This is a genomic window from Ignavibacteria bacterium (assembly GCA_016873845.1).
GTDB lineage: Bacteria > Bacteroidota > Ignavibacteria > Ch128b > Ch128b > JAHJVF01.
This window is the reverse complement of sequence record VGVX01000044.1, coordinates 1-23135: the sequence shown is the minus strand read 5'-3', so window position 1 is coordinate 23135 and position 23135 is coordinate 1. Positions and strand designations below refer to the sequence as shown.

Here is a 23135-nt window from a genome sequence, read left to right as displayed (position 1 = left end):
CCGTTATTGGTGAGTATTGCTCTGTACTTATATGTCTTGTTTGGTAAGAGTGAGTCGTCAACCACTATAGTATCAATGTTAAAAAGTTCATAAGGTTTATAAAGTGGAAAATTCATAAAGGTTTTTCCATCTCGTTGTATTACTACATTACTGCCACTGCTAACTTGCAGCCTAAGCCATGCTTCAATGCAAGAGACATCTTCGAGCGTAAGCTGTATATGAGCTTCAGGCTCCGTCGGTGATTTGCTGCAGGAGAGTGTATTGAGAAATGTTGGAAATATTAAAATGAAAATAATAAGACTAAAAATATTGCCCGTTGTACCCTGAGAAGCGGAAGAGCTTAGATTCTTCATTGTTTAACCTCTCTTTTTACTTTCAATATTTAATGAGAAGCTAATTCAGAGTCAAGAAAAATCGGTTAGAATGGTTGAAGGGTTTTCCCTAATGTTTATTAGGATTTTCGGAGAGTAAATTTAGATTCAATGCGGGAATAAAAAACCCGACTATTTTTAATTCAAAAGAATTATAAAAGTCGGGGTTTTAAGAAAATTTAGGTTTTGAATTTTAATTAGTTGGAATAATACTAACTACTTTTCTATTGCTCTTAACGGCAAATTGAACATGCCCTGTAGCTTTCGCGAATAATGTATCATCGCTTCCAATTCCGACATTTAATCCTGGATGGAATTTAGTTCCTCGCTGCCGAACGATTATGCTTCCAGCAGTAACTAATTCACCGCCGAATCTTTTTACACCAAGACGCTGGGCATTGCTATCTCTTCCGTTCTTTGATGAACCTTGTCCCTTTTTATGAGCCATAACAAATCCTCTTACTTAATTTTTTCGATTTCTATTTTTGTCAATTGCTGACGATGTCCGCGTAAACGTTTATAACCTTTTCTTCTTTTCTTTTTGAAGACAAGGACTTTATCGTCTTTTATATGTTCAAGCACTTTTGCAGAAACAGTCTTACCTGCTAAATATGGCTGTCCGATTTCAGTTTTTGAATCGCCAGATAACAGAAGGACCTTAGATAATTTCACTTTTTTACCAACTTCGACATCTAATTTTGGTACGTGTACGGTATCCTTTTCTTGAACTTTAAATTGGACACCTGCAATATCAACTACAGCAAACATTTATAAATAAACCTCTTTCTTGAATTTAGCGTTGCAAAACTAAGGGATTATTGGCTGAAAATCAATCTAAAATTCTTTTCGATAAAAAGTTTATTGAAATTCTAACAATATTGAACCTATTACTGCCACTACTTAGTCTCAGCCTTTGTTTTAGCCTCAAACAGGTATCACGCTTTGATAAACACTTCTTTGTTTGTCTTTATCGATTTATAGAATGCATCGACGACTTTCATTCTCGAAACAGCTTCTTCGCCTGTGGCAACCCAAGGACCCAAACCTCGAACTGCGGCAAAAAAATGTTTAACCTCATTTTCATACGATTTGTGAAAAATGCTCTCTGTTTTTTTTGCACTCGGCGGTGTGAGATCGACATGCTCTTCGCCCAGGCTTTTAAATATCCGGAATGGATTCAAAAATCCGCTACCATTAGTCCCGAAAAGATTACAATAGAAAATTTCTTTTTCAAAATTTAATGTCCAGCTCACTTCCATTGAGATCACTTTCTTATCTCGAGTTTTTATGAACGCACAAGCAGAATCTTCTATTTCTTTAGTGGTGTGATTGAAACCGCGTGCAGTTATTGATTCAATTGCTGGATAATTTAATAACCACAATGCTAGATCTAATATTGAAATACCAAGGTCGATGATAACTCCGCCGCCGGCAGTAGCTTTCCGTACGAACCAATTCTGCAGGGAACTTCTAGGCTTGAACCAGCCAGTCCGAATTAAATACGGGTCGCCAAGTTCACCGGATTCAATTAAACTTCGCAGAAGCATTGCATCAGTTCTGAAACGCATATTCATTCCAACCATGACACAAGCTTTTTGATGTGCAAGATAATCGCAAATCTCTTTTGCTTCACCTGCTGAGCGCGCAATTGGTTTTTCAATTAAAATATTTTTGCAGTAATGTGATACAGTCTGTGCAATTTCTTTGTGTGTATGTGTTGGTGTGAGTATGAATATTGCATCGTACTCATCCGCCTCAAGAAACTTTTCGAGATCCGTGAACGTTTTGGAAACACCGAATTTGTTTGCAACATTTGAAAGTTTAATTTTATCTGTTTCGCAAATTGCTGCCAAGTCAACAAAAGGTAGTTTTCTTAGAATTGGAAGATGAACAACTTGAGCAATTGCACCGGCTCCAATAACACCAACTTTTAATTTATCTGTCAAGTTATAGCTCCGTCATTTGATTGGTAAACTGTCTTAATTCAATTAAGATACTTTCCGAAATTCCTTGTGGATCTAACTTCAACATTCGATGCAGTTCCGGTTGAGTACCATGCTCGACAAATTCATCCGGCAGACCGATCAGATGAATGTCAGTTTTGGCTTTAACTTTTGCTGCATATTCCAATATTGCCGAACCCGCTCCACCAACGATTGAATTCTCTTCAATTACAAAGATCTTTTCAAAACGTTTGAATAGACGATCAAGCATAGCAGTATCAAGCGGTTTTACGAATCTAAGATTTACTATTTCGATTGAAATGCCATCCACTTCTAAGATTGAAGCTGATTTGATCGCATAGTCTGCCATCGTGCCGACAGAGATTATTGCTGCATCGGTTCCGGTTTTTATTACTTCACTTTTTCCTATTTCTAATTCAGTAAATCTTCTTTCGATTGGAACACCAAGTGCATTTCCTCTTGGATAACGAATTGCTACGGGTCCTTTAACTTTTTCAATAGCTGTAAAGAGCATATCTCTAAGTTCTGATTCATCTTTCGGCGCCATAATTGTTATATTTGGGATGAATCTTAAATAGCTCAGGTCGAAAGTTCCATGATGCGTAGGACCATCTGCACCGACTAAACCAGCACGATCGAGTATGAAAACTACGTGCAGTTTTTGCAGCGCCACATCGTGGATAATTTGATCGAAAGCTCTTTGAAGGAATGTGGAGTAAATCGCTACAACTGGAATCATACCCTGGGCTGCCAATCCAGCAGCAAATGTCACCGCATGCTGCTCTGCGATTCCAACATCAAAAAATCTTTCGGGAATTTCTTTTTGAAGTGCATCCAGACCCGTTCCATCAGGCATCGCGGCAGTAATTCCAATGATTTTCTTGTTTGCCTTTGCTAATTCTACTAAAGTATCCCCAAATATTTTCGTATATGATGCATTTTGATTTGAAGATTTTATTGTTTGTCCTGTAATTTTATCAAATGGAGTAACGCCATGCAGCTTTTGCGAATCATCTTCTGCAGGTTTGTATCCTTTTCCTTTTTGACTTGTTACATGAATTAGTATCGGTCCATTAAGGTTTTGTGTGTATTCTAGAATTTTAGTCAGCTGATTAATGTTATGTCCGTTAATTGGTCCAAAGTATCTGAACCCGAATGCTTCAAACAAAGCGCCAGGAGTAATAATAGCTTTGACGCCTCCTTCAACACGTGCAACAATTTTCCGGATCCTATCACCAAATTCATCCAGTTTACCTGTAAGATCCCAGATATCAGCTTTAAATTTGTTGAATGATGGATTTGCGATTAATCCTGTGAAGTAATTTGAAACTTGCCATACATTATTCGCAATGGACATATTATTGTCATTCAGAATGACAGTAATATTTCTTTTTTGGAGTCCAGCATTATTCATTGCTTCGTATGCCATGCCGCCTGTCATCGCGCCATCACCTATTACAGCAACAACTCTATGATTTTCACCATTAAAATCTCTCGCAGCAGCAATTCCAACAGCGGCTGAAATTGATGTACTTGCATGCCCAGCGCCGAAAACATCATACTCACTTTCATTCCTCTTAAGGAATCCGCTAATTCCACCAAATTGCCTTATTGTTTTTAGAGCATCCCTTCTGCCGGTTAAAATCTTGTGCGGATAAGCCTGGTGTCCTACATCCCAAATAATTTTGTCTTTTGGTGTGTTTAGAACATAATGCAAAGCTACTGTCAGTTCAATCGCTCCTAAACCAGCACCGAAATGCCCACCGATTTGTGAAATTACATCAATCATGTAGGCGCGTATCTCATCGCACACAACTTTTAATTCTTGTTTTGGAATCTTTTTTAAGTCAATCGGTGAATCTATTTCAAATAGATATTTATATTCTTTCTCTTGCATTTATCTTAACTTTCTTCGTCAATTTCAAGTTTTGACTTTTTTATCGTACCATCCAACTCCGTTTTGAGCTGGGAGATTTTTAATTCGGCTTTCGATAATATTTCCATAAGCTTTTTAGTTATATCAACACCTTCCTCGTAAAGTTTGATAGCATCTTCCAATGTGATTTTATCCGATTCAAGTGTGTCAGAAATTTCTTCAAGCCGATTGAAATCTTTTTCAAAATCAGATTTACTTTTCGCCATCTAGTTTGATTCTCCCATCGAAAAATTCAATTTCTGTTTCTAAAGTTTTGTTTAATTCTTTTACTCGCATAATTATCTTTGAATGCTGGCGAACAATTGAGTATCCTCTGGAAAGATTTCTCTTCGGATTTGCATTTTTAATCACGTTCATAGAACGCTCGATTCTGCTTTTTGTTGCCTGAAAGTAATTACTGAATGACTGCTGCACCCGATAAGCCGTAAAATCCAATTTCTGACTTTTATTTCTTAGCAACGATTCCGGTAAACTAAATGCGTAACTTTTCAAAATATTCCTAATCGAATCAGAGTAAAATTTTATCTGGTTTTTGATTTTTTCAAAATTATTATAGGAAAAATCTTCTATATATTCAATCAAACCAGAAACGTTCGGTGTTACTAATTCCGCGGCTGCAGTTGGAGTTGGTGAGCGCAGATCAGCAACATAATCAGCAATTGTGAAATCAACCTCATGTCCAATTCCAGTTACAATTGGAATTTTAGATTTGAAAATTGCCCTTGCAGTAATCTCTTCATTAAAAGCCCATAAATCTTCCAATGAACCACCGCCGCGGCAAATAATAATTACATCTATCTTTTTGTAAGAGTTTAAAGTTTTGATTGCATCGGCAATTTCACTTGATGCATTTGCCCCTTGAACTGACGAATGAGCAAGTATTAATTCAGCAGCAGGGAATCGCCGACGGAGAGTTGAAATCACATCCCGCAGAGCCGCTCCATCTTTTGAAGTAACAATTCCAATAGTACTTGGGATTTTCGGAATTGGCTTTTTGCATTGCTCGTCGAACAAACCTTCTCTCGAAAGTTTTTCTTTTAACTTTTCGAATGCAAGCTGAAGTTCTCCAATACCGAGAGGTTTCATGGCGGCTACATCAATTTGATAATTGCCACGAGTTTCATAAACACTAAGCTTTCCTTTGATTCGAACTTTTATCCCGTCTTGCGGAGTAAAGAAGACGTAATTATTTCTACCTCTCCACATCACACAGGAAATCTGTGAAGTTTCATCCTTTAATGAGAAATACCAGTGCCCTGAAGAATAAGGTCTAAAATTTGAAATTTCTCCCTCAACATCGAGCCAACCGTAAGAAGATTCTAAAGTGAATTTGATCGATTGGTTAAGTTCAGAAACTGTGTAAATTTTTGTCATATTTTGATTTAAATTACAAGCTCCAAAAAACAAATTTCAAAGTAACATATTGGATGTCACATAACATCAAATATTTGGAATTCATTTAACTGATGATTCCTTTCGAAAAATCAAACAGTATTGGTGATGTCTGTTCCCAACCCAAGCATTGTTTACACCGAGGGCAATTAATGGTTTATCATCCTGCAGCCAAATTTTTTCATCTTTCATAGTCCAGCTTTTTGAACCTCTTTTAGTAAGTGCAACCGCCAAATCAAATGCAAGAGGATAAAGTCTGCTTTGAAAATAAATGTTATTAATTATTATGGTTAAATATCCGTTGACTTTCACAAGGTCAAAAACTTGATCGAATACTTTGCATACCTTTTCTATGAAATCTTCATAGTCCACACAATTCCCCAAATCTGATTTTTTACCACTGTATTTTGTGTCAAGATTTTTTTCTTTTCTATTCTTTTGGCGAATAGAGTTTCTTTCCAATTGATTCCAATAGGGAGGCGATGTTATGCAATATTGAATCGATCTTTTTTCTATCGGTAAATTTTTTAATCCCAATGAATCCTGGTTGTAAAGTGAAACCTCCGGTTTGAAAAGCGATGCAGATATCAACTCATCAACTCTTCTTTTGGATACATCAAAATATTTTTTAACCAGTTCCACTCCTATACAGTTGCGGTTACTTTCTACGCATGCAACAGCCGTGCTTCCAGTTCCAAGAAAAGGATCTATTACACAATCTCCTTCTTTTGTAAAGAACCGAATAAATTCACTAACTAATGTCTCAGGAAATTTAGCCGGATGGAGTCTCTCATCACTTTTTCTTCTCGGTGGACGATGAACAAACCAGGATTTAGTGAACTTGATCCATTCTTTACCTGTTAAGTCATTCAATTTATTTTCCTTGCTGAGTTTTCCTCTTTCACCCAAATCTAAATATTTATCGACCGAATTCTTTTTCATTCAGATTCAATTTAATTAAACCAGAAAGGAATAAAAATAGAGGAATCAGATATTAAAATTTGAGTTAGAATTTAACACTAAAACCAAATGTAGGGATAATAGGAAACATAGTTGTTGCTTTTCGCGATAAATTAAGATTTGAATCGATTGAGTAATCGTAATTGATCACATTTGCTCGATTGTAAACATTAATAACATCAAGATAGAAAGTCCAATCAAGATTCCAAAAGTGTGTAAAGAAAGTTGCTCGAATATCGAGCCTGTGGTAGGCCGGTTTTCTTGCATTAAAACGATTCGGATCGTCTCCATAATTGACATCAAAGATAACTTCTTTCGAAGCACTTGGATTCAATAAATTCAAACGAGTTGCAACTTCAGGAGTTTCAGGGACGCCATCTTTATCCTTATCAAGCAACACGATTCTCGGTTTAATTCCAATCGGTTCAGTAAATGGGAATCCAGAACCATATTGCCATTTAATTCCAAATTCTAACCAATCAGCTGTAAGATAATTTAGTACAATATTCACTGTATGTCTTTGATCATAACGAAACGGTATCTTAATATCATCTTCAATGCGATTTGAATAAGCGAACGCATAAGATATCCAGCCATTCAATCTGCTGTTCCGATCAACATTTAATTTTGCAACTAGAAATTCTAAACCGAAAGAATTCCCTGACGAATTGTTTGCAGGGATCAGTGTTATTGAATCAGACACAAATGAAGTTGGCGTTTGCCATCCATCCTTAAATTTTATATCTCTACCAGGAATAGGTTCAACTTTAAATCTGGTTCCCTGAACTTTTTTTGGAACAATCAGATTTCTAAAATCTTTATAATAAAATTCGACTTTGGCGTTCCATTCGGGAGTTAAAAACCTTTCGAAGCTTAATATTGAGTGAGTTGCTTTTTCTGCCTCGAGATTCTCCGTGTAAACAGGATTGAAATCGTATAAAACATTTTGATCTCTAATTTTTTCGTAGCCTGGTGATTGGAAGTATAATCCCCATAAAGCTCTTATTGTTGTGATTTTATCGACTTCGTAGGAAAAAGAGAGTCGTGGAGCAAAATATGGTTTTTCAAGAATATCATAATAATCGAAACGCAGACTCGGTTGAAAAAATAACTTTGGAAGAATTGGAAAATTGTCCTGTAAATAAATTTTATATCTCAAATAATCCTTAGTTGTTCCGAAACTACTCAATGCTGAGCGTGCGTTCGGATTAGAATTAAAGATTGCTTGCAGCTGAGGATCAAGCTTGAATTCAAAATCAATGTCGGTCTGCATAAAATCAACTCCCGCCCCAATTTCAATTTCATGATTATTATATAGAACAAGAAGTTTTTCATCGATCGAATATTTTCTAAATGAGAAAAGCGAGTTGAAAGAAAATCCGAGCAGATACGATTCAAGCGTATCTGGAATTGACGCATTAAAGAGTTCCCTATTCAACGAAGGGTCAAGAATGCGTGCATCGAACTCCGTGTTACCTCCATTTCTATACCAAGAAACTGTAAGTTTATTGAGAAATTTTTTATTCGAAAAATGCCAAGCTGCACTTAACAGATCATTCTTAGTTAAATTTATGACTCCAATGCTGTCAGGCCGATTTCTATTTGCACCGGAAACAATATCAACACCATCGCGGGAATAAATTTCATTAAATAAAAACTTGTGTCCCGACCAAGGACCGAATACTAACTTCGATTGAATGTCATAAAAATTTGGGAAAGTGACATCATTCTCAATCAAACCGGCTTTCTTTACGATCGGTTCGACAATCAGATCATAATAAGTTCTTCTTGAATTAAATAACCAGCTTCCATTAAGTCCAAATGGATTCTTCCCCTCTAATACAAGATTCGCAGTCACAATACTCGCATTAATATTGCCAAGTAAAAAACTCGAGTTTGCACCTTCCCTATTAGAAATATCCAACACAGCTGACAATCTATCACCGTATCGAGCTGGAAAGCCGCCAGTTACTAAATTTATATCACTTACCACTTCTGGATTGAACATGCTAATCACACCATAAAGCCGATATGGATTGAATACCTCAACATCATCGAGAATAATTAAGTTTTGATCTGGCCCGCTACCGCGAACGATTATTTGCGAAGTAAAGTCGTTAGGTGCTAAAACTCCCGGTAATGTCTGAAGTGTTCTGAGTACATCTTCAACTCCTCCAGCTAATATTTTTGCAGACCGTGGTTCTATGGAGATTAAACTTGTTCGGGTATCCTTTTGTGATTGGTGTTTTTTGGCAATAATTTCAACTTGATTAACTTCAATTACTTTGGATGCCAGTTCGACATCTAAACTAACTTGACGATTTCCTGTTATATTGATTTCAATAATTTGAGATTCATATCCAACCGCACTGAAACGTAAAGCTTGTTTTCCAACAGGAACATCATGTAAAAAATATTGTCCATCAGAATCAGTAATTGTACCAATGTTAGTATCTATGAGAATAATATTTACAGAAGGAATAGATTTTTTTTCAGATGTCACTATACCAGATACACTGCCAGATTGTGAAATGGCAAGCTGAACTAATGAAAAAAATAAGAAAAAGAATATTCGCATAAAATTCTTCACCTAATTGCTACTCTTCCCAATAAAAAGTAACATGAATTAGTCCAAGAGTTTTTCGTACCGCCAAAAAACCCGCTGCACTTTTGAATTACAATAATGCATATAGAATGGAATCGGACCAACCCATGGTATAATTGCGAACTGATGCCCTTGTGCTTTTTGATCGGCCAAACATCTTTTTAATAGTATACCCCCAATGTTTTTGCCTCGCAGCGAGGGTGAAGTCCCCATCGGTCCAAACCAGCCAGTATTAAGATTATTCGTGTCATAAGCTGAAAAGCCAACAACCTTTCCTTCATGTATGCAAACATGTACTGATATCGGGTCATTTTGAAATGCTCTTGTAACCTCGGGGACCCAGGCTTCAAAATCATTTTTTAAGAATTCAATTGTTGGAGTCAAATCATTTTTTTCAGCACGCTTCACAATTAAGTTATGTTTGACAATTTGTTTTTCTTCTTCAGTTGTAGAGAAATCTTGTGTAACTAAATCGCACAGAAGATTTGATGTATCGCCAAACTTTTTAAATCCTTTCCGTTCAATAAAACAGATTGCTTCAGTATAACGCGGATCTACACCAGGCATAAAGTAATTTGGATGCGATTCGTAAATTCGTTCACGTTCACACCCAAGTTCGATGAATTTTTCATGAATTATTTCATAAAGTTTTGAAGCAATCCCTTTTCTTCTTAGGTCAGATTTCACAGCCATAAGTTTAATGTAGCCGCATTTTCCTGTTTGAAGTGGTCGTACTACTCCCATCATGAAGCCGACAATTTGATTTTCCTCTTCAGCAATCAGTGTTGTGCTTGAATTAAAATCTTTATCAATAATTGTTTTTTCTTCAAATAGAAAATCGGGCATAGAGTCAAGTTCCATATTTGCTCTGCAAAATTTTGCAGCTTCGAGTAGATCCTTTTTTTCCAGACTTCTTATTGTCATAATATCTTTCATAAGTTTATGTTAAGTGAAAACGATGAAGTAAATAATCCTAATTGTATTTGGTGCGATTTGTAATTCCCATTAATCAGTTCTTTATCAAATCTGTAAAGAAGGTAAAGATCAAATGTTGATAGAATTTTTAGGAAAGAAAAAGAAATTTCGGGAGAAATTCCGTTCACACCAGTAAAATTTGTGAATCCGGACAACCCAATGCTTATATAATTCAATAAATCTTTCATCTCAAAAAGCTGTCTATATCCATACCTAAAAAGATTTTGAACCGGTCCTTTTAATATGTGATTGTAACCTACATAAAAAAATGAATAGGGATAATTCTTAAATACAGATTTTGAGCTTAAGCTTAATAAAGGTATATCTTTATTCAATGAAAAGTTCGCATTACCTTCTGTGTATGAAATCCCAACCGATGGCATCAGCCAAAACGATCCACCGATACAACATGTGTAAAAATAATATGAAATTTCGCTTCGACTAGTTTCGATCGGCGGAACTTCTTGCTGAGGAATAGTAAATACAAATTTTTCACTCCTAACCTCTCTTCCATCCAGTAATATCGAAATAAAATAAAAGTCATAATCGCCTGGTTTATTTAATATTTTTGACACGTCAATTACTAAAAATACTTTATCTGTCAAAGTATCTGATGCCGCAAAAACTCCAAGCGAAGGGATTTCCACTTTTGTAAGTGCTTCAATGTTCGTCATCCAGCTGAGAACTAATTTCGAAGGGTCGTTGCTTCTTACATAATTGTCGATTAAGTAAAGCTCAAATTCCTCCTCATCTTGAGCAATTGCAAAACCACTCGATATAAGAATTGTTAATAAGATCAGAGTTATACAATTTTTATTTAATTTTTTCTTTAACATATAATTATTGTTTTTCAAAGGACTGTGACTGACTTCCATTATTCGTTTGGTATCTTTCGTAAGCTTCTAAAATATTCTTAACCAAACGATGTCTAACCACATCAGCTTTTGTAAAATAAACAAAGGCGACGCCATCAATTCCAGTAAGTATGGATTGAGCTTGAATCAAGCCACTTTCTTTCTTCGTAGGTAGATCAACTTGAGTTATGTCACCAGTTATAATTGCTTTAGAATTTGCTCCTAATCGTGTAAGAAACATCTTCATTTGCAATGCAGTTGCGTTTTGAGCTTCATCGAGAATCACAAACGCATTATTCAGTGTCCGTCCGCGCATATATGCAAGAGGGATTATTTCAATGGTATTTCTCTCCAAATAAACTTTGAGTTTTTCGAAAGGGATCATATCATCAAGCGCATCATACAATGGACGCAAATATGGATCGATCTTCTCACGAATGTCACCTGGAAGAAATCCAAGATTTTCACCTGCCTCAACAGCGGGACGACATAATACAATTTTATTAACAAAATGATTTTTAAAACTCGCAACCGCAAGTGCCACAGATAGATAAGTTTTTCCAGTTCCGGCTGGCCCGATTGCAAACACAATATCATTTCGTTTTGCAATTTTGATGAACTCAAACTGGCCTGCGGTTTTTGCTTTTATAACATCACTCTTTGTAAAAAGGACTGCGGAATTTATGTCAGTTTCACTGATAACTTCTTTTCCATTTTTTGCCAATTGAATTACTAACTCAATATCCTGTTGAGTAATAATTTTATTCTTATTCAGGATGAAAACTAACTCGTTGAGTATTTTCTCTATCATCTCAATTTCGAATTGAGTCCCCTTTAAATGTATTGTCTCCCCCCTTACAGAAATGCTGGTATTGAAATAAGATTCGATCAACGAGATGTTCGAATCGTTGATTCCAATAAGAGCGAGCATGTCAATGTTAGAAAGTTTAATTTTCTTTTCGATCGTGCTCAAATAATTTTAGCTCCTTGTTATTATTCAAATCTATTGTATTTAAAATACAATACCCCCACAATTTGAGATTGTGAGGGCAGTATTTTCATTAAGAGTATCGTAGTTTTTGATTGACCTTTAGTTCAGCAGATTATTGCTGCAATCTTCTCCAAGTATCTCTCATTTTTTGGTATCTCGACATTTCATCCTGATTCATTTCTGGAATTTTAAAAGCTTGTTTTGGATAAATTAAATCAGGATTATTGATTTGATCCTTGTTTGATTGGAATATTTTAGGCCATGCAAATGCGTTATCATAAATAGTCTTCTTTTTGGCTATATTCCATAAGCAGTCACCACGAACAACCGTGTAAACTTTTTCTGGAGCAACTTCAATCCAATTATTCAATGCATTCTGCATTTGATTATGAACCTTGTCGAAAAATTCTGGTAGCGCACTTATTCTATTTTTCTTTAGAGCATCCAATTCCGCTTGACGTTCATTTTTGTTCGGTTGCTTAGTTTTAATTTTAGAATCCAGTTCACTCACTTTTCTTCTAAAGCCATCAACATCCGCTTTGCTTGCGCCAACGAGTGCATAAAGTTCATTCATGCATTGATCGACATCTTGTTGAGAAGTTTTTTTCAGATCAGCAATCGCTGCATTTAAAGCTGCCTTTTCCTTGAGCAGACTTTCTTTCCTTGCTTTTAGATTGTTCATTTCTGACATCCATCTATCACTATCCCATTCCTCGTATTGTGCAAAAACATTCATCGAAATGGCAAAGATGAAAATCAGTGTGGGCAAGAATAATTTTTTTAATTTCATATAAAAATCCTCCAATGGTTAATTTTACTTAGGCAGTTTTTCAAGATTTCTTTTTGTTTCTTCTTTATCCTTAGCGCATTGCTCCAATTTGGCATTCAATTCGCCAACTGATCTTTCCAACGATGCCTTTTGTTCCTTTAATGATTTTACTTCTCCCTCGAGTGAACTTACTTCTGCCTTCAATGAATTAAGCTGTGCTACTTGTTCATCGCTTAAACCACTGCTGCAACTGGTTACTCCAAGAGAGGTAATACCAAAAAGTGTAAAAATTAACAAAGAATAAAGTATTTTTCGCATATTTGTACCTCCGTAAGGTTTAGATTCGGGTTAAAAATTTAAGTTAAAGATAGAAATTATTCGCTGAATTGTCAATCAAACTCGAACGAAATCGTACTCTTTTATGCTTCTGAACTATAAAAGTTTCCGTTCAACGAAACTTGTGAATTGATTATTAGCAATAATTATATGATCGAGCACAGGGATTTCTAATATTTTCCCGGCTTCAACTATTTGTTTTGTAACATTAATATCTTCGCGGCTCGGTTCCACATTCCCGCTCGGATGATTATGAACTAGAATAATATTAGCTGCTTTTGAATCTATGGCAGGCTTAAAAATTTCCCTTGGGGAGATAAGACTTGCATTTAGGGTACCTGATGAAATCTCGATCTTTTTTTTGACGTAGTTTGATGAATTCAATATCAATAAATAAAATTTTTCAACATCAAGGTGAGAAAGTTCTTGATTGAAAATGTCAAAAACATCTTTCGGAGATTCAATTTTAATCTGTTTCTCTTTCAAATCGCTTTTGGCGATTCTCTTAGCAATCTCAAAAGCGGCCATTAACGTAATCGCCTTTGTTTTTCCGATACCTTTAAATTTAGAGTGGAGTTCGTCTTGACTCATTTTCATGATTGACTTTAGATCGCCTGCTTCTTTTATTATTTCCCTCGCCAACGAAACAGCAGATTTATTTTTCATTCCTGACCTAATAAGAATCGCAATCAGGTCTACATCGGAAAGATTTTGAGCCCCATAGAGTTCTAACTTCTCTCTCGGCCGATCATCAATCGGAAGATCTTTTACTTTAATGGTCGATTCCCTTTCACTGGATTAAGGATTATTTCATCAATTTTATCAATTGAACGGTTTGAGAATTGAAGAATGTTTAAATAATTATTGATCCCATACTCATTAAGCATAATTTGACTCGAGATACCTGATCTAGAATTATCATTTTGTATATTAAGAATTAGGCTAAACCGATCAAGTTTTTCAGATTTCATGACAGTTGATATTTTTAACATCGTCTCTATTCCATAAAAAACATTTCTAGTTAGACGCAAATTTGAAAGTGAACTAAATTCTTCTGCGAGGTCTATATACAAATCAGTTTCCTCATCATTGAAATAATCAGATGTAAAAACAATTCTATCAGAACTTGGATACATGAACAAAAGATCGTCAGGTGCATACCACGCATCACTTCCAAAGAGACTGGTACGAAACCCAAAGTTTTTAAAATGAGGTATTAAATTTTTGATTACACTTCTATCCGAAATTGAAAGATATACTCCGTCCAGTGAATAGATCGGAGAATCATAATTAAGAATATCATCTAAAGTTCTTTTGTATGTTTTAATGCCTTCAGAATTACATATTACATCGCCGTACTTTCCAAACAATTCAAAGACACTTTTTTCAGACTGCAGTTGTATGAGCGAATCAATTAAAACCTTTTCTAATCCAAGTTTAATTAATTTATTTTCTGTTAGAATCGGCATGTCGATATTAAAACGAATTACCCTATCTAATTCAATTGCTTTCTTTCTTAGATTTACGAGTTGAGAAGTTAAGTTAGAAACAGTCCCATCAAAAAATTGTTCTGTCACAAAATCGATATTCAGTTCTTTGGCGTGTGAGATAAATGCTTCAGAAATATATTTCGCGAATCCTTCACTTTGGGTAAGTACAGCCAATCTTTTCAATCCAAGTTTATTAATACAGTATTCAGCCATCGCTCTACCTCGAATTTCATAATTCGGATTGAACTGTAAAACAAATTTTCTGTGTTCTGCTAAATCTGTACTAGTTGATGTTGGAGAGATCATTGGAATGAAATACTGTTCAGCTTGCGAAGATACTTTCCTTAGCAGTTCAGAATAAATAGGTCCAATTACACAAATTACATCAGGATCAAGCACCAATTTCTTCAGATTTCGTTCAAATGCTTTCTCATTCCCCTCAGTATTCAAAATAATAAGACTAATCTTGAGCTCATTCTCTCCGTTAAATTTGTGAACGATAAACTTTAATCCTTCTAAGATTTCAATTGCAGGAGAGAGTTTAGTTTCATCACCCAGTGGGAATAAAACACCTATTTTAAATTCTTTTACCCCAATAGTTGTTTGTGAAGAATTTTGATAAGCTGAGTAGTATTCTTTTGCCGAAATAAAATCATTTTTTTCGATTGCTTTTCGATAAAGAAGTTTCAATATGTATTGGCTGTTTTGAACGAAACTTAGATTTCGAAATATTTTTTCTAAGTTGGCAGGAGATTTATTATTTATTATAGACCCTAAAAACGAATCGAGCTTTAACTTTTGTGTCTCAGATAATTTCAAATTCGCAATCGGATTTAAATTATTCTTCAATTCATCAAACTGCTTTGTCTCGAAATAAATGATCAACTGAGTCATAATCACATCGAACAAATAATTTGAGCTGGGAAATCTATTTTTGAAAGATTCAGCACTTCTTACTGCCTCGCCGAAATTTCCCAAATAATAGTTAGATGCTACTATAAGATAATTTGAGACATCTGAATGGTCATTATTTGAATTCGCAACATTCGAAAGTACTGCAATGGCATTTGAGTAATCTCCAGCTTTGAAATAGTAAAGTCCCATTTCGAAATTAGCTTTATTTGATTGGGCAATTCCCCTTGTTGATAAAATAATAATAATTTGTATGATTACAAGTATAATCTGTACTTTCAATTTACTCCCACTCTATTGTTGCTGGAGGTTTTGAAGTGATATCATACACAACTCGATTGACTCCTTTGACTTCGTTCACAATCCGATTTGATACTTGCTTAAGAAAATTCTGATCAAGCTTAACCCAATCAGCAGTCATTCCGTCTGTGCTTGTTACAGCTCGTAAAACAATTGTATACTCATAAGTTCTTTCATCTCCCATTACACCGACACTTTGAACAGGAAGAAGTACTGCAAATGCTTGCCAAGCTTCACCATAAAAACCAAAATTTTTCAGTTCGTCAATAAAAATAAAATCTGCATTGCGTAATATTTCAAGTTTTGCATCGTCAACTTCACCTAATATTCTCACACCTAATCCCGGACCTGGGAATGGGTGCCTATTCAAGAAATCATTAGAAATTCCAAGTTCTTTTCCAATTTCCCGAACTTCGTCTTTGAATAATTCACGCAGCGGTTCAATTAGTTCTAATTTCATTCGTTCAGGTAAACCGCCGACATTATGGTGAGTTTTAATCACACTCGATGGTCCTTTTACAGAAACAGATTCAATTACATCGGGATACAATGTACCTTGCACTAAATATTTAACCTCGCCCAGATGATTTATTTCTTCTTCAATAACATTAATGAATGTGTTCCCGATTATTTTTCTTTTAGTTTCTGGTTCCTGAATTCCTTTTAATCTTTGTAAAAACAAATTACTTGCATCGACAAAACGTAATTTTAAGTGCAAATTCTCTTGAAAGAATTTTACAACATTCTGACTTTCGTTTTTTCGCATCAGTCCATTATCGATGTGAATGCAAGTGAGATTATCTCCAATAGCTTCGTGAACAAGAACTGCTGCTACAGTTGAATCGACTCCTCCGCTCAGTGCACACACAACTTTTGCACCACCAACTTTTTCTTTTATTTCGTAAATACTCGATTTGATAAATTTCTTCGGCTGCCAAGTACTTTTACAGTTACAAATATTAATTATGAAGTTCTCAAGGATTATTTTTCCTTCTTCTGTATGATTTACTTCAGGATGAAATTGAAGTCCATAGATTTTTTCTTCCGTATTACAAACGGCGGCGTATTTTGAATTTGATGTCGATGCTGATACAGAAAAAATCTTTGGGAGCGAAATAACTTTATCCGAATGGCTCATCCAAACAATTGAGTGATTTGATACATTATTAAAAATTTGGCTGACGTTGGCTATCTGTAACTTTGCTCTACCAAATTCACGTTTTGCGGATCGATCAATTACCCCACCAAAGTGCTGCACAATCAATTGCAGACCATAACAGATTCCAAGTATAGGAAGATTGATTTCGAAAATCTTTTGATCAATTTTTGGTGAATCTGAATCGTAAACACTTGCTGGACCACCAGAAAAAATTATTCCATTTGGATTGTCTGAAATTATTTCTGCGATGGTTGTATTATAAGGCTTAATGTAAGCAAATACACCAAGCTCACGAATTTTTCTAACGATAAGCTGTGAATACTGAGAACCGAAATCGAGAATTAAAATTTTATTAGTCGGTAGATTCATTTTCGCTTTGAATTTAATAATATTCCCGCCCAAATACAGAGGAAAAGATCACATGCCCAAATTATTCTATTTTTCAAAAACTTATAGAATATGAAAAGATAAGAGAGTGAAACAAAGTAAAAAAATATCTCTTTGATGTTTACCAAACATCAATTCAGATCAATTAAAAGTATTTTATGCACCAATCAATGAACGATATGTAGCACTATCGAGCAGAGGACTCAATTCGGACAAATCGCTAATTTCTACTTTGATTATCCAACCGTTTCCGTATGGATCTTTATTTATCACTTCCGCGTTGCTTTCAAGCTCTTTATTTATTTCCACAACTTTACCGGAAACTGGTGCGAGTAAATCAGAGACGGTTTTTACAGCTTCAATTGTTCCGAAGGAATTTCCTTTTTGAATTCCCTCAAGCCCGCTCTGAAGATCCACAAAAACTATATCGCCCAATTCACTTTGTGCGTAATCCGTAATGCCAATAGTGCCGATGTTTCCATCAACTTTAATCCATTCGTGGTCGTTAGTATACTTTAGATTATCTGGAATATTCATTATTTACCTCCTAAAAATCAAACTGAAATGTTTCAAGAAATTTTGTATCGTACTTTCCTTGTTTGAATTGTTCATTCCTCATCATTCGCAGATGAAATGGAATTGTAGTTTCAATCCCCTCGACGATAAATTCTTCAAGAGCTCGTTCCATTTTTTTTATTGCATCCGCACGGTCAAATCCCCTCACAATTAATTTGGCAATCAATGAATCGTAAAATGGCGGAATTACGTAACCTGCATATGCGTGAGTATCTGTTCTAACTCCTATACCGCCGGGTTGATGAAATGCAGTTATTTTTCCAGGTGACGGTCTGAAATTATTTCTCGGATCTTCCGCATTAATTCGACACTCAATCGCCCAACTTTTTGGGGCAATTTTAACCTTCTTAATCCTTTCCCCTGCAGCAACTCGTATTTGCTCTTTTACAAGATCTATTCCATAAACTTCTTCTGTAATTGGATGCTCGACTTGAATTCGAGTATTCATCTCCATGAAATAAAAATTGTGATTTTTATCAACAAGAAATTCTATTGTACCAGCACCTTCGTAATTTACACTCTTCGCACCAAGTACAGCTGCTTCACCCATTTTCATCCTGAGTTCCTCGCCAATAAAAGGTGAAGGTGCTTCTTCGATCAATTTTTGATGTCGGCGCTGAATTGAACAATCGCGTTCTCCAAGATGAATCACGTTCCCATATTGATCACCGAGAACCTGAATTTCAATGTGATGCGGCTCGTCAATATATTTTTCGAGGTAAACTTCAGGATTTCCAAATGCAGATTCAGCTTCATTCCTTGCGAGAGTAAAGAATTTTTCAAACTCATCGATGCTGCGAGCGATCCTCATTCCTTTTCCACCACCACCTGCAGTAGCTTTGATCATCACAGGAAAACCAATTTGAATTGCAGTATCCGCAGCTTCGCGAATGTCGTTGATAATTCCATCGCTGCCAGGCACAACTGGAACACCGGCATTTCTCATCGTATCTTTTGCAACGGCTTTATCCCCCATCGAGCTAATCATTTCGGGTGAAGGACCAATGAACTTTAATCCTGACGCGGAAATTATTTCAGAAAAATTTGCGTTCTCTGCGAGGAATCCATATCCAGGATGAATTGCTTCGGCTCCAGTGATCTCAGCTGCGGCCATCAATCTTGGAATATTTAGGTAACTTTCTTTGCTGAGCGGACCGCCGATACAAACAGCTTCATCGGCAAATCTTACATGCAGTGAATCTCTATCGGCTTCGGAATAGACTGCCACAGTTTTAATTCCCAATTCTTTACAAGCTCGAATAACACGTAAAGCAATCTCTCCGCGGTTTGTTATTAAAATTTTTTTAAACACGATACTTTCTTTATTTAAGGGAAGTTATTGAATTATTAACTCTTGTCTACTAGAAACAGAGTTTGTCCATATTCTACCGGCTTAGCATTGTCGATCAAAATCTTAACTATCTTTCCACTAACTTCCGACTCGATTTCATTCATCAACTTCATTGCTTCTATTATGCAAAGAACTTGGCCTGGACTGACAACATCACCAACTTTGATATAAGGTTCAGCATCCGGAGAGGGTGCTCTATAAAAAGTACCAACAATTGGGGATTTGACTTCATAGTATGAGACTGCCTTCTCTTCACCGACCTTTTCAAGTTTTTTCTCGAGAACTGGAGTTGGTGCAGCAACTGGTGCAGCCGGCTGCACAACTTGCGCTGCCGCAGGCATGGAGAAAGGTAAGAATTGAGGCATACTGCTTTCAGCTACAGAAGGAGATTTCTTTACTCGTACTTTTGAACCCTCTTCTTCAATCTCAACCTCATCAACTCCACTGTCATTAACTATTTTTAGAAGCTTTTTTAAATAATTTAAGTCCATAAATTTACCAATGAATTATTTTACTCTCTCTACGTAGGTACCTGTTCTAGTATCTACTTTAATTATTTCCCCCTCATCAATGAACAAAGGGACATTTATTGTAACTCCGGTTTCAAGTGTAGCTGGTTTCGAACCTCCCGTGGCTGTATCACCCTTGAAGCCTGGATCGGTTTGTGTAACTTCTAATTCAACAAAAATAGGCAATTCGCTGATGACGATCTGCGTTCCATCCATCAATAGGTCTAAGACTACTCCTTCTTTTAAATATTTAACGCCATCACCAAGAATTTCCTGCATCACATGAATTTGGTCAAATGTTTCCGTATTCATCAAAACAAATGAGTCACCATCCTGATATAAAAACTGAAATTGATGCCGTTCAACACGTACAGTATCAACGTTCTCACCAGCTCGAAATCGATTTTCGATCACTCGTCCGGTTTTCAGATTTTTCATCTTTGCCCTAACAAAAGCTCTCCAGTTTCCAGGATTAACATGCTGAAACTCAACAATCTGGTATAAATCATTATTAAATTTGATAATCAAACCTGGTCTGAAGTCAGTAGTGGATCCCATATTTCCTTAATTAGTTTATCTTCATAAAATTGTCGTGTAATTTACTCGAAGAATTCTCTAAAATCAAGAAAAAATCACCTGATTTTTAACGAAAATCATCAAAAACTGATCGATTTCTTATAAAAATCATTAAAAACTTAAAACTCAAAATTCAATTGTAGCTAACTTACTCCTTAGTTATATTGCACCCGTGATAATCGACAAATATTTGCTAAAAAGACTTATTCCACCATTTATTTTTGGGGCTGCGACCTTGATTTTCATTTTTTTGCTCCAATTTTTAATGAAAACTGCCGATAGTCTCATTGGAAAGGGTCTAGATTCTTGGGTGATAATAAAGCTGATTGTCTACAATCTTTCATGGATGTTTGTGCTTGTTGTACCTATGGCGTGCCTCGCAATGGTTTTAATGACTTTTGGGAATATCACTCAAGATAATGAGTTGACAATCCTAAAATCGAGTGGTGTAAGTCTCGTAAGATTAATGATCCCAGTTGTACTTGTTTCGATTGTAATCTGCTATCTGCTGATTGAGTTCAACAACAAAGTTCTTCCAGACGCTAATTACAAAAACAAAAACTTGATGTACGATATCAGTAGAACTAAACCAACGTTGAAGCTTGAGGCAAATGTCTTTTCAAAAGAAATTCCCAACTACAGTGTACTTGCAAGAGAAGTGAGCAAAACCACAAATGAACTTTTCGATGTCACGATTTATGATTTCACCAACATAATTCAAATCCACGTTGTTACCGCGAAGAAAGCGAACATCTTTTTTACGAGAGATAATAAAAAACTATTATTTGAATTGGAAGATGGTGAAATTCATCAGGCTGTTGATCCTAACTTCATTTCGAGCCGACGCATATTTTTCAAGAAACATCGAATATCAATGGATGCTGAACAGTTTCTCTTTGAACAAAGTGGCCCCGGTGCACCGCGTGGAGATAGAGAGCTGAGTGCTCAGGATATGCAGAGAATTGTGGATAGTCTGCAATTAATTTCAACACAAATTAAATCTCAGCTTCAAACGAAAATCACATCATTTTATGAACCACTTTTGAAATCCGATTTGGACACTTTCACAGTTGAAGAAGCCGGCGCCCACACTGCAGTAACTAACTTAGCTTATTTTGCCATGAACGACTCAAAAGCAAAACTTTCAAATATCACGAATGATTTAGCCCGAATAGAATACCTCGATACAGAATCAGATAGATATTTAGTTGAGGTTCATAAAAAATATGCCATCCCGGTTGCATGTATAGTTTTTGTTTTGATCGGAGCGCCAATTGGTGTGATTACAAGAAAAGGAAGTTTTGGTGTTGCAGCTAGTATAAGTTTATTCTTTTTTTTGATTTACTGGGCATGCTTAATTGGAGGGGAAAAACTTGCAGACCGCAGACTGCTCGATCCATGGCTCGGTATGTGGATCGCTAATATGATTATTGGGGCAGCTGGAATTTATTTAACATATAAAATGAATAAAGAACAAATTATCATTGACTTAAGCTTCGTTAAAAGATTTATTCCCAAAGCTTTTAGAAGCCAGATCGAGGAAATTACATCTCAATGAATTTCAAAATAGTTGACAAATATCTCGTGCGACAATTCGTTCAGTCAATTTTCTTTGGAATCATGACATTCACATTGATATTTATTGTAATAGACATGATGGAAAATCTTGACGATTTCATTGATCAAAACGTCGCAAAAGATATTATCTTTCAATACTACGTTTACTTTGTTCCCGAAATTATCAGACTCATTACTCCAATAGCAATTCTGCTTGCTTGTTTGTTCACGGTCGGAAAGTTAAACAATTATAATGAACTAACAGCACTCAAATCAAGCGGGATGAGTTTATTCCGGTTCATGACATCGTTCTTATTGGTTGGATTTGTACTCTCACTTATAACAATTTATTTCACCGCATACGTGGTACCATATTCGAATAAACAGAAAGTTTACATTGAACAATTTTACATGAAAAAGAATTTAGTTTATGCCGGGACAAATCTATTCTTTCAAGATTCACAGGATAAGATTATAAACATTAGTTATTTTGATGAGTACTCCAAGTCGGCAAGCAGAACCGGCATTTTATTTCTGGATAAATCTGATATAAATCATGTAAGCAAAAAAATTGACTGTGAACAATTAAAGTGGGACACATTAAAAAATGAATGGATCGCGGTTAAAGTCATTGAACGAAAGTTTATTTCAGATTCAAAAGATGAAGTGACCGGCTACGATACTTTAAGAATAAACTACTTAAATTTTAAACCCGAAGACGTTTTATTAAAACAAAAGCGAGTGGAAGAGTTAAACATAGCCGAGCTGATGCAAGTTATTAATGATCAGAAAAGAAGCGGAAATGACGTAACCAGACTTTTAATCGATCTCCACTCGATCTTCTCTTTTTCTTTTGCAAATTTTATTGTAGTGTTGTTTGGAGTTCCTCTCTCAGTCGACCGGAGAAAGGGTGGAATGGCATTTCAATTTGGTGCAAATTTATTCTTCACCTTTATCTATCTTGGATTCATGAAAATCAGTCAGTCCTTCGGGAAAAATGGTTTGCTCGATCCAATCCTGACTGCATGGTTTGCAAATTTTGTTTTTATTGTTTTAGCTGTAATTAATATTTTGAGAGTAAGAAAATGAAATGAAGCTTCCACCAATTATGTTTGATGGAAGCTTTTAAATGTTAATCTTTATCCGAAAAATCTGCAATAACTTT

At 35.7% G+C, this 23135-nt stretch carries 23 protein-coding genes; 2 read left to right on the top strand and 21 right to left on the bottom strand.

Going from position 1 to position 23135, the window contains the following annotated elements; all coding sequences use genetic code 11:
• The 21 genes from FJ213_09015 to efp form a co-directional block, all read right to left on the bottom strand.
• Positions 1-353 (bottom strand): hypothetical protein (locus tag FJ213_09015; GenBank protein ID MBM4176296.1); only part of this gene is annotated, 353 nt, incomplete at its 3' end.
• 211 nt (positions 354-564) lie between these two features.
• Positions 565-819: a 50S ribosomal protein L27 gene (locus FJ213_09010; GenBank protein MBM4176295.1), complete on the bottom strand. Its 255-nt coding sequence runs from the start codon at positions 817-819 to the stop codon at positions 565-567.
• Between the two features lie 11 nt (positions 820-830).
• Entirely contained in the window at positions 831-1139 is a 309-nt protein-coding gene (gene rplU, locus FJ213_09005; GenBank protein ID MBM4176294.1) for a 50S ribosomal protein L21, read from the bottom strand.
• A 167-nt stretch (positions 1140-1306) separates the two neighbouring features.
• A complete protein-coding gene (locus FJ213_09000) occupies positions 1307-2317 on the bottom strand; it encodes a Gfo/Idh/MocA family oxidoreductase (protein ID MBM4176293.1) in 1011 nt (336 codons plus the stop codon).
• 1 nt (position 2318) lies between these two features.
• A complete protein-coding gene (gene dxs / locus FJ213_08995) occupies positions 2319-4232 on the bottom strand; it encodes a 1-deoxy-D-xylulose-5-phosphate synthase (protein MBM4176292.1) in 1914 nt (637 codons plus the stop codon).
• A gap of 5 nt (positions 4233-4237) precedes the next feature.
• Entirely contained in the window at positions 4238-4477 is a 240-nt protein-coding gene (gene xseB / locus FJ213_08990; GenBank protein MBM4176291.1) for an exodeoxyribonuclease VII small subunit, read from the bottom strand.
• Positions 4464-5645, bottom strand: coding sequence for an exodeoxyribonuclease VII large subunit (gene xseA, locus FJ213_08985; protein ID MBM4176290.1), 1182 nt, complete (start codon positions 5643-5645; stop codon positions 4464-4466). The genes xseB and xseA overlap by 14 nt, the downstream gene beginning before the upstream one ends.
• Positions 5646-5726: 81 nt before the next feature.
• Entirely contained in the window at positions 5727-6605 is an 879-nt protein-coding gene (locus tag FJ213_08980) for a site-specific DNA-methyltransferase (GenBank protein MBM4176289.1), read from the bottom strand.
• 64 nt (positions 6606-6669) lie between these two features.
• Positions 6670-9201, bottom strand: a complete 2532-nt coding sequence (locus tag FJ213_08975) for a TonB-dependent receptor (GenBank protein MBM4176288.1) — start codon at positions 9199-9201, stop codon at positions 6670-6672.
• A gap of 48 nt (positions 9202-9249) precedes the next feature.
• Positions 9250-10164 (bottom strand): GNAT family N-acetyltransferase, encoded by a 915-nt coding sequence (locus tag FJ213_08970; GenBank protein MBM4176287.1) that lies wholly within the window; start codon positions 10162-10164, stop codon positions 9250-9252.
• Positions 10161-11039, bottom strand: a complete 879-nt coding sequence (locus FJ213_08965) for a hypothetical protein (protein ID MBM4176286.1) — start codon at positions 11037-11039, stop codon at positions 10161-10163. The genes FJ213_08970 and FJ213_08965 overlap by 4 nt, the downstream gene beginning before the upstream one ends.
• A 4-nt stretch (positions 11040-11043) precedes the next feature.
• Positions 11044-11988 carry a PhoH family protein gene (locus tag FJ213_08960; GenBank protein MBM4176285.1) on the bottom strand — a complete coding sequence of 315 codons (945 nt, stop codon included), beginning with the start codon at positions 11986-11988 and terminating at the stop codon, positions 11044-11046.
• 172 nt (positions 11989-12160) lie between these two features.
• Positions 12161-12838 (bottom strand): LysM peptidoglycan-binding domain-containing protein, encoded by a 678-nt coding sequence (locus FJ213_08955; GenBank protein ID MBM4176284.1) that lies wholly within the window; start codon positions 12836-12838, stop codon positions 12161-12163.
• A gap of 24 nt (positions 12839-12862) precedes the next feature.
• Positions 12863-13135 (bottom strand): hypothetical protein, encoded by a 273-nt coding sequence (locus tag FJ213_08950; GenBank protein ID MBM4176283.1) that lies wholly within the window; start codon positions 13133-13135, stop codon positions 12863-12865.
• A 114-nt stretch (positions 13136-13249) separates the two neighbouring features.
• The gene (locus FJ213_08945) at positions 13250-13930 is read right to left on the bottom strand and encodes a JAB domain-containing protein (GenBank protein ID MBM4176282.1); all 681 of its coding nucleotides are present in this window, start codon (positions 13928-13930) and stop codon (positions 13250-13252) included.
• The gene (locus FJ213_08940) at positions 13921-15837 is read right to left on the bottom strand and encodes a hypothetical protein (protein MBM4176281.1); all 1917 of its coding nucleotides are present in this window, start codon (positions 15835-15837) and stop codon (positions 13921-13923) included. The genes FJ213_08945 and FJ213_08940 overlap by 10 nt, the downstream gene beginning before the upstream one ends.
• A gap of 1 nt (position 15838) precedes the next feature.
• Positions 15839-17383 carry a glutamine-hydrolyzing GMP synthase gene (gene guaA, locus FJ213_08935; protein MBM4176280.1) on the bottom strand — a complete coding sequence of 515 codons (1545 nt, stop codon included), beginning with the start codon at positions 17381-17383 and terminating at the stop codon, positions 15839-15841.
• A gap of 174 nt (positions 17384-17557) precedes the next feature.
• Positions 17558-17938 carry a glycine cleavage system protein GcvH gene (gcvH, locus tag FJ213_08930; protein MBM4176279.1) on the bottom strand — a complete coding sequence of 127 codons (381 nt, stop codon included), beginning with the start codon at positions 17936-17938 and terminating at the stop codon, positions 17558-17560.
• A gap of 10 nt (positions 17939-17948) precedes the next feature.
• Positions 17949-19289, bottom strand: a complete 1341-nt coding sequence (gene accC, locus FJ213_08925; GenBank protein MBM4176278.1) for an acetyl-CoA carboxylase biotin carboxylase subunit — start codon at positions 19287-19289, stop codon at positions 17949-17951.
• A 35-nt stretch (positions 19290-19324) separates the two neighbouring features.
• Positions 19325-19819 carry an acetyl-CoA carboxylase biotin carboxyl carrier protein gene (gene accB / locus FJ213_08920; GenBank protein MBM4176277.1) on the bottom strand — a complete coding sequence of 165 codons (495 nt, stop codon included), beginning with the start codon at positions 19817-19819 and terminating at the stop codon, positions 19325-19327.
• A gap of 15 nt (positions 19820-19834) precedes the next feature.
• Positions 19835-20395, bottom strand: a complete 561-nt coding sequence (gene efp / locus FJ213_08915) for an elongation factor P (GenBank protein ID MBM4176276.1) — start codon at positions 20393-20395, stop codon at positions 19835-19837.
• A 190-nt stretch (positions 20396-20585) separates the two neighbouring features.
• Between efp and FJ213_08910 the strand changes: the two genes are divergently transcribed.
• Entirely contained in the window at positions 20586-21971 is a 1386-nt protein-coding gene (locus FJ213_08910; protein ID MBM4176275.1) for a YjgP/YjgQ family permease, read from the top strand.
• Positions 21968-23059: a YjgP/YjgQ family permease gene (locus FJ213_08905; GenBank protein ID MBM4176274.1), complete on the top strand. Its 1092-nt coding sequence runs from the start codon at positions 21968-21970 to the stop codon at positions 23057-23059. Before FJ213_08910 ends, FJ213_08905 begins: the two co-directional genes overlap by 4 nt.
• Positions 23060-23135: the final 76 nt, after the last annotated feature.